Annotated in this window: 10 protein-coding genes; 7 read left to right on the top strand and 3 right to left on the bottom strand. The window is 56.5% G+C overall.

Annotation, left to right across the window (positions count from 1 at the left end; translation table 11 throughout):
* The first annotated feature begins 88 nt into the window (after positions 1–88).
* On the top strand, positions 89–586 hold the full coding sequence (locus BN2591_RS03685; RefSeq protein WP_086869116.1) for a cupin domain-containing protein: 498 nt from the start codon (positions 89–91) through the stop codon (positions 584–586).
* A 258-nt stretch (positions 587–844) separates the two neighbouring features.
* Positions 845–3,733, top strand: coding sequence for an RHS repeat domain-containing protein (locus tag BN2591_RS03680; protein WP_086869114.1), 2,889 nt, complete (start codon positions 845–847; stop codon positions 3,731–3,733).
* Between the two features lie 113 nt (positions 3,734–3,846).
* On the opposite strand, the gene BN2591_RS03675 is transcribed toward BN2591_RS03680, so the two are convergent.
* On the bottom strand, positions 3,847–4,575 hold the full coding sequence (locus BN2591_RS03675) for a metallophosphoesterase (RefSeq protein WP_086869112.1): 729 nt from the start codon (positions 4,573–4,575) through the stop codon (positions 3,847–3,849).
* A gap of 153 nt (positions 4,576–4,728) precedes the next feature.
* Between BN2591_RS03675 and BN2591_RS03670 the strand changes: the two genes are divergently transcribed.
* Entirely contained in the window at positions 4,729–5,334 is a 606-nt protein-coding gene (locus tag BN2591_RS03670) for a hypothetical protein (protein ID WP_086869110.1), read from the top strand.
* Here BN2591_RS03670 and BN2591_RS03665 read toward each other — a convergent pair whose 3' ends face one another.
* On the bottom strand, positions 5,335–6,237 hold the full coding sequence (locus BN2591_RS03665) for a LysR family transcriptional regulator (RefSeq protein WP_086869108.1): 903 nt from the start codon (positions 6,235–6,237) through the stop codon (positions 5,335–5,337).
* 101 nt (positions 6,238–6,338) lie between these two features.
* Here BN2591_RS03665 and BN2591_RS03660 point away from each other — a divergent pair, with 101 nt between their 5' ends.
* Positions 6,339–7,163, top strand: a complete 825-nt coding sequence (locus tag BN2591_RS03660) for an SDR family oxidoreductase (protein WP_208616131.1) — start codon at positions 6,339–6,341, stop codon at positions 7,161–7,163.
* On the opposite strand, the gene BN2591_RS03655 is transcribed toward BN2591_RS03660, so the two are convergent.
* Positions 7,160–8,101: a zinc-dependent alcohol dehydrogenase family protein gene (locus tag BN2591_RS03655; protein ID WP_086869106.1), complete on the bottom strand. Its 942-nt coding sequence runs from the start codon at positions 8,099–8,101 to the stop codon at positions 7,160–7,162. The genes BN2591_RS03660 and BN2591_RS03655 overlap by 4 nt on opposite strands.
* 45 nt (positions 8,102–8,146) lie before the next feature.
* Between BN2591_RS03655 and bla the strand changes: the two genes are divergently transcribed.
* The 3 genes from bla to treY all read left to right on the top strand — a co-directional run bounded on the left by bla (position 8,147) and on the right by treY (position 13,607).
* Complete coding sequence (bla, locus tag BN2591_RS03650; RefSeq protein ID WP_086869104.1) at positions 8,147–9,016, top strand: class A beta-lactamase; 870 nt, start codon at positions 8,147–8,149, stop codon at positions 9,014–9,016.
* 296 nt (positions 9,017–9,312) lie between these two features.
* The gene (gene treZ, locus BN2591_RS03645) at positions 9,313–11,100 is read left to right on the top strand and encodes a malto-oligosyltrehalose trehalohydrolase (protein ID WP_086869102.1); all 1,788 of its coding nucleotides are present in this window, start codon (positions 9,313–9,315) and stop codon (positions 11,098–11,100) included.
* A complete protein-coding gene (treY, locus tag BN2591_RS03640; RefSeq protein ID WP_086869100.1) occupies positions 11,097–13,607 on the top strand; it encodes a malto-oligosyltrehalose synthase in 2,511 nt (836 codons plus the stop codon). Before treZ ends, treY begins: the two co-directional genes overlap by 4 nt.
* The last annotated feature ends 25 nt before the right edge of the window (positions 13,608–13,632 follow it).

Below are 13,632 nucleotides of genomic sequence, written 5' to 3'. Positions count from 1 at the left end.
CAGATCGTGCATGCGATATTGGCCGCACAAATTGACAGGCAGAAGGGGCGTTTCAATACTGAACAGGAACCCTTTACCGGAACTGTTTATGAACGACAACACCCCGCCTGCGTTTGTGATCCACAATTTTAACCACATCGACATGGAAAACTTCGTGCGCCCGCCGCTGTATGAATCGCTCGGCGGCTCGCTGACCAAAGGCACCCTCGCCAGTAAACTCGGCGCGTCGATCGATATTTTGCCGCCGGGCAAACGCGCCTGTCCGTTTCATCTTCATCACGCGCAGGAAGAGATGTTTATTGTGCTGAACGGCAACGGTACGTTGCGCATCGGCGCTGAAGAGCGGCCCATCCAGGAAGGGGATGTTATCTGCATTCCGCCAGGCAAAGCGTGGCCGCACCAGATTATCAATACCTCCGATCAGCCGCTGCGTTACCTCTCGATTAGCACCATGGAAAGCCCGGAAATCTGCGAATACCCGGACGCCGATAAATTTCTGGCGAGAGCACGCACAAATGGCCGGGATGATTTCCGGCGCGTCGATTTTCGCGGCGAAGGCGTGGATTACTGGGAAAGTGAGCCGTGAAAACAGACGACGCTTACTCCGTATAGCGAGGTTCCCCTGGCGCTCATGGTTGAGCTATTTCACGATGATGAAAGGTATTCGTGGCCTGTGAGAGCAGTGAATTATCTGTTTTCTTAAGGCAAACCTTGTCGTTATGGCAATCAGCTTCGCCCTTTTCGCCGTGTGTTCTAACGCCGGTTATTCAGACGCGGTAATCCTGCTGGCGACCGATTTGCCCTGTAAAAGCTCACGTTGACATAAGGTAAACAGGAGAAGCCAATGAGCGCATCCCTATGTAATCGAACGCCAATGGTGTCAGTCTTTGACAACTGCGGGCGAACCGTGCGTGATATTGCTTATTATCGCCATCCCGACCGACCAGACGAAAATGATGAGCGAATTACCCGCCATCGCTACGATGCTCGTGGCAATTTGGCACAAAGCACCGATCCACGCCTGTATGACGAGGGAGTGGCGAACATAACCTATCGCAACGATCTTGGCGGGCACATCTTATGCACCCAGAGCGTTGATGCGGGTACTACCGTGACGCTTAGCGACGCCGCCAACCGGCCGTTTATCGAGATAAGAAATATCCGTATTACTGGCGATGGATTGGAGGAGAGAAGCGAGGCAGTGACCTGTGTCTGGCAGTATGAAGACGCCGGATTACCGGGTCGTTTATTGAGCATGCGGGAACAGATAAATGGTGGCATTGCCTGTATAACTGAGCGGCGGGTATATGCGGGTGACACCGACGCAGAGAAAAAATGGAACCTGGCCGGCGAATGCATCTGCCACTACACCCCTGCCGGTCTGGTTCAGACTGAGAGCATATCCCTGACGGGGGTCTCACTTTCCGTTACCCGCAGGTTGCTGAATAATGCCGACAACCCGGAAATGGTTGCTGACTGGCAAGGTGAAGATTCTGCGGTGTGGAACGAGAAGCTCAGTGAAGAAAGATTCACCACGCTGACCACGACGGACGCCACGGGCGAGTGGCTAACGTCCACCGATGCAAAAGGCAATCAGCAGCGAGTAGCCTATGACAAAGCGGGACAACTATCCGGTAGCTGGCTGAAGCTAAAGGACGGTACGGAATGGGTCATCGTGAAAAATATTACCTACTCTGCTGCGGGGCAGAAACTGCGAGAAGAACAGGGTAATGGCGTGGTGGTCACCTATAGTTATGAGCCAGAAACATTACGTCTCATCGCGGTTAAAACGGAACGCCCGGCAGGCCACGCTTCTGGTGCGAAGGTGTTGCAAGATCTTCGCTATGAATATGACCCGGTGGGCAATGTGCTGGTCGTGCATAACGATGCTGAAGAGACACGTTTCTGGCGTAATCAAAAAGTGGTGCCCGACAACGTCTATATTTACGACAGTCTTTACCAGTTGGTCAGTGCCAGCGGACGCGAGATGGCAACCGCGAACCCATCAGGCCGCAGCTTACCCTCCGTGATGATCCCCATTCCTGCCGACAGTTCTGCATTCTCCAGTTACACGCGCACTTACACTTATGACAGGGCAGGCAATATGACGCAGATCCGTCATATTGCACCCATGACAAACAATAGCTATACAACGGATATTACTGTCAGCAATCGCAGCAACCGGGCGGTGGCCAACAGTCTTGCTGAAAACCCAACAGACGTGGAAGCACTGTTTACTGCCGGCGGGCAGCAGAAACAGTTGTGGCCCGGTCAGTATCTGAGCTGGACAACGCGCAACGAACTCCTGAAATGCTCATCTGTGGTGCGTGACGATGGCGATGATGATCAGGAAAACTACCGTTATGAAGCTGATAGTCACCGCGTGCTTAAAATCAGTTTGCAGAAAACAAACACCAGCACCTTGATGCGACAGGTCATTTACCTGCCATGCCTGGAGCTGAGAACCAAAACAAACGGTAGCAGTGAGCTTGAAAATTTGCAGGTTATTACTGCAAGAGAGGCGGGACGCGCGCAGACGCGGATTCTCTATTGGGAGAGCGGTGCACCCGATGATATTAGCCATGTGCAGGTGCGTTACAGCTACGATAATCTCACAGGCAGCAGCCTGCTTGAGCTGGACGGCGAGGGTAATGTCATCAGTATGGAAGCGTTCTATCCCTACGGGGGGACAGCAATCTGGAGCGCCCGTAGCGTGACAGAAGCAGAATATAAAACCGTGCGGTACTCTGGTAAAGAGCGTGATGCGACCGGGCTGTATAATTTTGGCTACCGGTATTATCAGCCGTGGTTGGGGCGTTGGCTTTCGGCAGATCCGTCGGGAAATCTCGATGGACTTAATATGTTCCGCATGGTGCGAAACAATCCTGTTACGTTAAGCGATCCGGATGGACGAAAACCTGTGCTGGATAATCTTTTTCAGCCACTACGAAAATTATCCTTGTCTAAAGTTGATAAAGTCGAAACAAATAAACCAGCGATTGACGAGCCTGTTTATGCGCCAAATATAAAAAGCAGAAGAGGGCAAATCGAGCAACAGTATCAGCAAGCAAAAGCAGGTAATAAAGGCAACTGGCTTGAAGCCTATCAGCGTCAGGTTCGGGGGCAGCTATTGACCTCTGCATCGATACCACTGCCTGCCTCCTTGCCCAGTGAAAGGGCCTCTTTATCAGAAAGTTATGCGAGTAATCAGCGGGCGGGCAGGCCACTTTCCGATGTAGCCAATAACACGGTTTCTGAGCCGGAAATTGCTGGCGACAAATATATTAAAAATATTGGTTCTGAACCATTAAGTATTAGTGAAATGAGGAAGCATTATAATCAGGGGGTAATTTCTTATATCAATATATCCAACAGCGAAGAAAATGCTAATGAGAAAATAAGTCAGCTCATACGTGAGCATAAATCCCTCAGAAAACATAATGAATATTTGTTTGCTCTATCTGAAAGCGCTGGGTTGAGAATAATGGAAAGAGGGCGGTTATATTCAAATATAAATGAGCATGTATTTCATCATAATAATATATATTTAACCAGAATGGATATTCTGAGTGCGGGCACCCTGTTTGTGGAAAATAATAAGATTTCGATCACTAATTTTTCCGGCCACTATAAGCCATCCGGGGAATCGCTGACGCATATTCATGATTTTTTATTACGTCGCGGTGTTCGACCTCAGCAGTTTGAAATTGCAAGCTATAAATTCAATGGCTGATGTTGTGGGTCAATAAATAAGTACCGGGTGTCAGAACGCGTACCCGACAGGAAAATATAGCGTGAAAAAGTGGCGGGTCGGCATGATGACCCGCCAGCATCTCCTCGCTGGAGCTACAGGCTGACAAAATGGCTGACGCGGGTATCACCGCGCAGTTCGTGAATAAGCAGCGCAGGCGGATCGCTTGCCACCGGGATGTGCTGAGCATTGAGCATAAGTGGGTTCGCCGGGCAGATGGAGCCACACAGATAGGCCGGGATCCCGGCAAAGGTGGCGGACATCGCGCGGTGGACGTGGCCGGCGCACAGCGCCAGCGGCGGGTGCGGTAAGCGCGCCAGCAGTTGTGCCAGCGCTTCACCGCCCTCGCACATGGCGTTATCCAGCGGGGCAATGCCGCTCGGGAAAAGATGCTGGTGCAAAAAGACCATCGTTGGCTGCGGCTGTGCCCGCAGCGCCGCTTCCAGCCAGCGCAGATGCGGGCGAATATCGCCCCGGCTTTCACCCGCTACCGTCACGTCCACGCCAATCACCGGCACGTTATTCACGTACTCATGAAAATGCAGGGCGTCGCGCGCAGAGCGGTGCGCAAACGCGGTCAGATTTTCACACATCACGGTTTTATCATCGGCATTGCCCGGCAGGATCAGCGAGCGGCACGCCAGGCGCTGTAATGCGCTGTCAATGGCGCGATAGCCTGCGCTCCAGCCGTTATCGGTTAAATCCCCGCTCACCACCAGCAGATCGGGGTTGAGCGCAAGCAACCAGTCGATGGCGCGCTGCAGGCGCTGAAGGTTGTCATTCTCCGGCGCGGCATGAATATCGCTCAGTTGGGCAATCAGCATTCTCTCTCCGGTTTATCCGTGTCCACCGTCAAAGCGTAGCCTAATCAGGCGCGCCGCAGAAACGGCATAAGTGACTGCATTAATGGTGAAAAAGGTCATCTGGTTTTATTATCTGCCGAGAGCTGAATCACCAGCGCCTTTGCGGACAATCACATGTCATACCGGGCTTATTTTCTTTACCTTGAGCATTCCGCCCATGAAGCGGGCGATTTCATTGATACGGCGGATGTTGAGTGGCCGCCGGAAGGCGAGCTTACCGAAATCGACGTCAATCCCTTCGGGCGGCGCGGCGCGTTCCGGCGCAAAGTTGTGATCTGCCAGGATAATAAAGTCGTGATGGTGCTGCGCGTGTTTGTGGGCGTCGATGAGCTCGGTTACCTGCTGGAACTCTGTTTCTGCCACACCCTGAGTAATGAGCATACGGTTGCGTTTATTTGCGGTCAGCATGTGCATCTGTTTGATATCGGGTCGCGCCGTACGACAAGCGATTTTCTGCGCGATGATGTGGTGCAAATGTGCCCGTTGCCGGAGTATGCCGATACGCTGACAGACGATTTCTTTGTGACCACGATGCAAAACGTTTATCTGGTCAATGTGCACACCGGCGTGGTCTGGACGTCGCCGCGATGCGGGTATGACTGCGTGCTGGTTCACCGGATAGCAGATGGTGTGGTATATGGCTCCGGCGACTGGGATCCGCCGGACGGCGGGCGCGATTTCCGCCTGGATCTGCGCACCGGGCAGTTACTTGACGACTGATTACAACACCGCTTCGTTGGCCTCGCGAATGGCGGCGATAAACGCCTTCAACGTCGCCGGTATTTGCCGGTGACCGGAATAATAGAGACACAAACCGGCAATCGGCGGGCTGAACGGCGACAGCACCTGTTGCGCCAGCCCGTTGTTGATCGCCTCGCGGGCGTAGGGTTCGGGAACATAAGCAATGCCTAAGCCTTTTATCACCGCGTCGACCATCAGCGCGCTGTTATCCAGGCATAAATTGCCGGGCACATTGAGCGTCAGCGGCTTGCCCTGTTGCACAAACTCCCAGCGATAGCGTTTTCCGCTCGGCAAACGCTGGGCGATACAGCGGTGGCGCAAAAGATCCGCCGGGCTTTGCGGTACACCTGCGTTGTTGAGATAGTGCGGCGAGGCGATGGCGATAAAGCGGAGCGGCCCGCCGAAGGGCACCGCGATCATATCGAGCGGTACGGATTCCGCCAGCCGTACGCCCGCATCAAACCCTTCGGCGACGATATCCACCAGCCGGCCTTCGGTCACAATATCCAGCACCACCTGCGGATGCGCCTGTAAAAAGCCGTCAACCACGTGCGCCAGCAGCCAGCGCGCGCCACCTTCATTGGCGTTAATGCGCAGCGTGCCGTGCAGCTCCTGCGGGCGAAAACGGGTCGCATCCAGCGCTGTATCTAACTGGTTGAGCAGGGGATCAATGCGTTGCAGCAATGCCGCGCCTTCTTCCGTCAGCGAGACACTGCGGGTTGTGCGGTGTAGCAGGCGCACGCCAAGCTGGCTTTCCAGCCCGCGCATGGCGTGGCTGAGCGAGGAACGGGACAACCCCAGTTCATTGGCGGCTTGTTGAAAGCTGCGGTGCCGGGCGACCAGCAGGAACGCTTTTAAATCTGCGAGAGTGACATTTTTCATTGTTGACTATTTTTCACCGCTGCATGCCGATTGGTGCGTCTTATCATAGCAGTGTCGCTTGCTTACGCTATCCACTCATCTGAAAACATGTGGAGGCAATAATGACGACATGGCTGATTACCGGCGCTTCGTCCGGGCTGGGATTGTTGATGACGCAAACGCTGCTGGCGCGCGGTGATCGCGTGGTGGCCTGCGTGCGGCGTGCGGACGCGCTGAGCGCATTACAGGCGCACTATCCGTCGCGGCTGCATGTCAGCTGTTTTGATATGACCGACAGCGCGGCACTGCGTCGTGCAGTGGACGCCGCGTTTACCACCAGTGGTGTGATTGAACGGGTGGTAAGCAATGCCGGATACGGCTTGTTTGGCGCGGCGGAAGAGGTGAGCGATGAGCAAATCGAGCGGCAGATCGCTACCAATCTTACCGGATCCATCCAGTTAGTCCGTGCCGTGCTGCCGTGGCTGCGCGCGCAGCAAGGCGGGCGGATTGTGCAGGTCTCTTCAGAAGGCGGCCAGGTAGCCTACCCCAACTTCAGCCTTTACCATGCCAGCAAATGGGGGATTGAAGGCTTTCTGGAATCGGTGGCGCAGGAGGTGAAACCGTTTGGTATCGACATTGTGATTGCCGAACCCGGCCCGACGCAAACCGGTTTCGGTGCCGGGCTCGATCACGCCACGCCGCTCGGCGTCTATGACAATACGCCTGCGGGCGAGGTGCGACGGGGGATCGCCAACGGCAGTTTTGATATAAAAGGCGACGCCCAACGCACGGTTGATGTGATTATCGCGGCGGCAGACGCACCCACGCCACCGTTCCGGGTGCCACTGGGCAGCCTTGCCTGGGAGCACCTGGTGGCCTCGCTCCGCGCCCGATTAGCGGAAATCGAACGCCAGCGCGAGGTAGCGTATTCCGCCGATCGGGATTAAAACACCAGTAGCGGTTTGGCTATCCGGCCTGGTGTCTGGTACAGCGTGATAGCCTGCCGCCACTGCTGAAAATCAATCAATGTCACCTCGCTCACGGGCGTTGCGCGCAGTCGCTCCCAGAGCGTGCTAAACACCTGCTGCCACTCCTCTGCCGTCATCGCATCAAGATAGTTACGCACATGGAACCAGTGAACAGCGGGTAAGCGCCGCCGGATGCTGAACGGCTGCCCGGATAGCAAACCGTAGCTGATCAATTGCCCCGTTTCAGGCATCGATTGCAGCAACATGTCTGCCAGTGTGCCGCCGGTCGCGTCATAAATAACACCCGCTTTGCCCGCCGCCTGTGTGATGGCGGCGCTGTCCGTATCGGCCAGCGGGATCACGCCGCTGGCCGCCAGACGACGGGCGTGAATGGCGGAACGATAAATGCCGGTCACGCTTTTCGCCCCCTGAAGCCTGGCCCACTGCGCCAGGTAAGCGGCGCAGTCAGAACCCGCCGCGGTGACCAGCACATGCTGGCCGTGAGCCGGGTAATGGTCCAGCATCATCTGTGCGGCCAGCGGGTTGATGTAGGCGCGGGCGGCGAGCGTATCGTCAATGTCATCCGGCACCGGCACAGCCAGCTCCGCCGGGCAATCAACATACTGCTGCCAGGTGCCCTGACCGCGCAGCGGCAATACGCGTTTTCCCAGCAGATGCGCGTCTGATTCCGTCGTTTCTGTAACCACGCCAACGCCTTCATAACCTGCGATGGCGGGCAGGGTGATACGGTGGCGGTAGGCGCCGGTTACCGGGATCAAATCCGAGGCATTCACCGGCGCAAGGCGCATTTTGACGCGAACCTGTCCTGCCTGAAGCGGTGCCAGGACGCTGGTTTCAGCGTGCAGAACAGTCTGCGGTTCGCCGAAATTTCTGTACACTAACGCGGTGTTATACATGATGCCCACTTGTGATGTTGCTCTGTTTGAACAAGGATTATATCTATGTTTTTCCCAGTAAAATCAATCTGTTCTTTACTGTTGTTGAGCGCGTTTGCCGCCAGCGCCGCCAACATTGATAACGCCACTTTGACGGCGGTGGCCCGCCTGCAGGAAGAACGCCTGAGTGCCCGCATCGGCATTGCGGTGATCGATACCGCCAGCGGTGAGACGGTGAGCTATCGCGGCGATGAGCGTTTTCCGCTTAACAGCACCCACAAAGCGCTGCTGTGCGGCGCGTTGCTGAGCAAGGTCGATAAAGGCGAACTGGCGTTAAATGAGACTACCCAGTTTGCCCAAAGCGATGTAGTGACCTATTCGCCAGTGACCAGCAAGTTTGTTGCGCCTGCCTCGATGAGCTGGCAGCAACTGTGCAGCGCGGCAATCACTGAAAGTGACAACACGGCGGCAAATCTGCTGGCGAAAAAGCTGGGCGGACCGGCAGCGGTGACGCGTTTCTTCGCTGATTCAGGTGACAGTGTCACGCGACTCGATCGCGCAGAGCCGGAACTGAACAGTGCCGTGCCGGGCGATGTGCGTGATACCACCACGCCGCTTGCCGTCAGCCACACGCTGCAAAAGCTGGCCCTGGGCAGTGCGCTGACTCCCGCTTCGCGCGCGCAACTGGTGCAGTGGATGAAAGAGGATAAAGTTGCCGGTGCGCTGCTGCGTTCCACATTGCCAAAAGGCTGGGTGATTGGCGATAAAACCGGAGCAGGCGGCTATGGTTCGCGCTCGATTATCAGTATTGTCTGGCCGAAAAAAGGCGCGCCTCGTATCGTATCTATTTATATAACGGATACTAAAGCGACAATGGCGCAAAGTAATGACGCCATCGCCCGTATCGGTAAAGCCATATTCAGTGCGACCAAATAATGAAAAAGGCAGAGGAAATACCTCTGCCGCTAATATGAGTTAAATAACTTTCTGTCCCAAATTACCCGCGCGCCGGGCATGGTGACGATCGCCTGTCTGGCGCATTTATGTCACGACCAGACCGTTTGTGCGCTTTGGTCGCGGCGTGATGACTTAACGCCAGCGTGGTGCCAGAGAAACATCAGCAATAACCCACTCACCACCCGGTATGCGTCAGCATCACCGGGCGGCCCGCCAATGGCTTTGCAGATTATCGACTATGATTGTTCTTCGTGACATCGTGGAGAGGTAATTGCATGGCGTCGAAATCGTTTTCTAAAAGCTGGGGAGCCGAATACCTCGCGAATGGTCGCGTGCGTTTTCGGTTATGGGCCACCGGGCAGCAGCACGTTTCACTGCGTTTACCGGCTGGCGAAATGCCAATGCAACGCCTTGATGACGGCTGGTTTGAACTGACCGTCGAAAATATCGCCGTGGGTACGGCGTACCAGTTTGTCCTGAATAATGGTATGGCGGTTCCCGATCCCGCCTCGCGCGCGCAGGCCGCCGACGTGAACGGCCCTTCGCTGGTCGTCGATCCTGATCATTACGTCTGGCAGCACCCGCAGTGGCAGGGCCGCCCGTGGGAAGAATCGGTGGTCTATGAACTGCACATCGGGACATTTACCCCGCAGGGGACGTTTCGCGCGGCGATGGAAAAATTGCCGTACCTCGCGCAACTCGGCATCACGATGATAGAAGTGATGCCCGTCTCCCAGTTTGGCGGCAATCGCGGCTGGGGCTATGACGGCGTGCTGCTCTATGCGCCACACTCGGCGTACGGTACGCCGGATGATTTTAAAGCCTTTATCGACGCGGCTCATGGCTACGGTCTTTCCGTGGTGCTGGATATTGTGCTCAACCACTTTGGCCCGGAAGGCAACTACTTGCCCGCGCTGTCGCCGGATTTTTTCCACGCCGAACGCCAGACGCCGTGGGGGCCTGGCATCGCTTATGACGTTGACGCGGTGCGGCGTTATATCGTTGAAGCACCGCTCTACTGGCTCAACGAATACCACCTGGACGGGCTGCGGTTTGATGCCATCGACCAGATTGACGACAGTTCGACGCCGCACGTGCTGGTAGAGATTGCCGAACGTATTCGCGCGGAGATCACCGACAGGCCGGTACATCTGACCACCGAAGATTGCCGCAACATTATCGCGCTGCATCCGCGCGAGCCGGACGGTCGTGTGCCGCTGTTTACCGCCGAGTGGAACGACGATCTGCACAATGCTGCGCATGTGTTTGCCACCGGCGAAACCCATGCCTATTACCAGGATTTTGCGGATAAGCCCGAAGTGTGGCTGGCGCGCGCGTTAACGGAAGGGTTCGCTTTTCAGGGGGAAGTTGCGCCCTCAACGGGTGAAACCCGCGGCGTGGACAGCCGCAATCAGCCGCCGGTGGCGTTTGTCGATTTTATCCAGAACCACGATCAGACCGGCAACCGTGCGCAGGGCGAGCGGCTCATCACGCTGGCGGGCGAGGAGAGAACGCGCGTGCTGCTTGGCGCACTGCTGTTTTCACCGCATATTCCGCTGCTGTTTATGGGCGAAGAGTATGGCGAAACCCATCCTTTTCTCTTCTTTACTGATTTTCATGGCGATCTGGCGCGCGCGGTGCGTGAAGGGCGTGCGCGGGAGTTCCAGGGCCATGCCGGACATGAAGGGGAAGCCGTTCCCGATCCGAACGCGCCTGACACCTTTACCCGTTCGCAACTTGACTGGGCAAAAACGCAGCGGGAGAGCGGTCAGCGCTGGCTGACGCAAACCCGCGACTGGCTGACACTGCGCCAGAAATATGTTGTGCCGCTACTGGCTCATGCGCAGCGGCAAAATGGCGAAGTGATCGCCACCGCGCCGGGGTTTATCGCGGTGCGCTGGCGCTTCGCGCAAGGGACATTATCGCTGGCGCTCAATATTGGCGAGACGTCGCAACCGTTGCCGGATCTACCCGGTAAAACGCTGGCGGCGTGGCCGCGCGGACAGGATGATTTGCCGCCGAATGCGTTCATTGTTCGTCTGGCTTTGGGAGAGGGAATGTGAATACGCCAACCGCGACTTATCGCTTGCAGTTTCGTAACGGAATGACGTTTGATCGCGCTGCGGCGCTGGTTCCGTACCTTAAACACCTTGGCATCAGCCACCTTTACGCTTCGCCCATTTTTACCGCCGCCAGCGGTTCAACCCATGGTTATGACGTCACCAACGCCAATGAGATCGATCCCACGCTTGGCGGGCGCGACGGCTTTGACCGGCTGGTGAGGGCGTTAAAAAATGCCGGGCTGGGGTTGATTCTGGATATTGTGCCAAACCATATGGCCGCCTCGCTGGAAAACGCCTGGTGGCGCGATGTGATAGCCAAAGGCGAAAAAAGTCCGTATGCCCACCATTTCGACATCGACTGGTCGCGGCGGCTGACGCTGCCGTTTCTCGGCGATGATTTTGACATTGTGCTGGCGAACGGCGAGCTGGCGATCAAAGCCGATCCGCTGACCGGCGAACCGGCGCTGGCCTATTACGATAATTTTTATCCGCTGGTGGCAGAAAGCTGGCAAGGGCGGGAGCAGGCGCTCATCGGTGAGACCGATCACACGTTGATAGCCGAACTGCATGCGCAGCAGCCCTGGCGTTTGATGAGCTGGCGCGATGCGGCGAATGATCTCTCATACCGGCGTTTTTTTGAAATCACCGGCCTGGTTGGCGTGCGTGTCGAAGATGAGGCGGTATTTGATGACGCGCACCGGCTGATCCTGGAACTGGTACACAGCGGCGCGGTGGACGGTTTACGTATCGATCATATTGACGGGCTGGCCGATCCGCAGGGGTATCTGACGCGCTTGCGTCAGAAAGTGGGCGCTGAGTGTTACCTCACGGTGGAGAAGATCCTCGGCAAAGGCGAGCATCTTCCGCCGGACTGGCCAGTTTCCGGCACCACCGGGTATGAATTTATCGCCGCGCTGTCGGACGTGCTGGTGGATGACGCACAGCTCAACAACCTGCGCAAAGCCTACGACAGCGTTGCCGGACGGCGCGTGGATATGCACGAGGAGTTGCGTGCGGCCAAACTGTTGATGGTCGATCGTAACTTTAACGGCGAATTCAACGTGCTGGTGTCGCTGGCGCTCACCATTGGTCACGCGGAAATCCCGGTGCCACAGGAGGACGCGGTGCGCCAGGCGTTGCGCGAGTTGCTGATTGCTTTCCCGGTTTATCGCACTTATGGCACGGAACAGGGGTTACCGGCGGCTGACGCCGCGCTGTTAAACAAGGTGGTGGAGAGCGTTCAGCGCAGTCCGTATGCGCCGGACGCTGCCGCGCTCGATTTTGTGCGCCGCATTTTAGTGGGAGATGTGGCGAAAAGCGCGCTCAGCGCGGCGGCACGTTTTCGCACCCGTTTTCAGCAGCTCACCGGGCCGCTGATGGCGAAATCCGTCGAAGATACGCTCTTTTTCCGCCAGCATGTTGATCTGGCACTCAACGAAGTCGGCGCGGAGCCACTACCGCGTACCTTTTCGCTCGATCGTTTCCACGCGGAGATGCAAACCCGGCTTGAGCGCCAGCCGGACGCGCTTTCCGGCACTTCGACCCATGACACCAAACGCGGGGAAGATGCCAGAGCGCGGCTCTACACCCTGACGGAAGCGCCCGAGCGCTGGGCCGATTGCGTGGCGCGCTGGCGGCAGATGAACCATAGCAAAGTGCAACTGCTGGACGATGGTCACGCGCCGCGACCGATGGTGGCGTGGATGATTTACCAGGCGCTGGCGGGTGTCTGGCCGGTCAACTTACAGGCCGATGACGTGGACGGTTTGCGCGCGCTGGAAGAGCGGTTTGTGGCGTTTGTCGAAAAAGCGCTGCGCGAAGCGAAGCAACGCACCGACTGGATCGAGACTAACGATGCCTATGAACAGGCGGTGCTCGATTACGTGCGGCATTTGTTGTCGCCGGACAACCACGTGTTCTTAACCGATTTTATCGCCTCGTTACAGCCGTTTATCCGCGCCGGGCTGGTCAATAGCCTGACGCAAACAGTGATCAAACTGACGGCACCCGGCGTGCCGGATATCTATCAGGGCAGCGAAGCGCTCAATTTTAGTCTGGTCGATCCGGATAACCGGCTGGAGCCGGATTACGCCGAGCTGGAACGCTTGCTGGTCGACGAAGAGCAGGCCGATCCGCATTCGCAGGAGAGCTGGTCGAGCGGGCAATTAAAGCAATTTTTCATCTACCGGCTGCTGCATTTACGCCAGCAGATGCCGTCGTTGTTCCGCCGGGGGGCCTATCTGCCCTTGACCGTTGCGGGCGAAGAGGCGGAGCACCTGATCGCCTTTGCGCGTGTGGAAAAACAGGATGCGTTAATTGTGCTCGCCCCGCGTCTGCTGTTCGATGCCATCGACGGCAGCCTGGCGGGCGCCAATATTGCCTTGCCGCCGGAACTGGCGAATCGGCGTTACCGGGACATACTCAGTTCAGAGGAGGTTTTTCTCACCGACAAAGTGAACCTGCGCTCGATAGGCGGTTTCACCTTTGCGGTACTGGTCAGTGCGTGATTGCAAAAAAAAGGGTGTGGTTCAT

This window comes from Kosakonia pseudosacchari, assembly GCF_900184035.1.
Lineage (GTDB): Bacteria > Pseudomonadota > Gammaproteobacteria > Enterobacterales > Enterobacteriaceae > Kosakonia > Kosakonia pseudosacchari.
The sequence above is the reverse complement of the archived record's forward strand: the minus strand, read 5'-3'. Positions and strand labels throughout refer to the sequence as shown.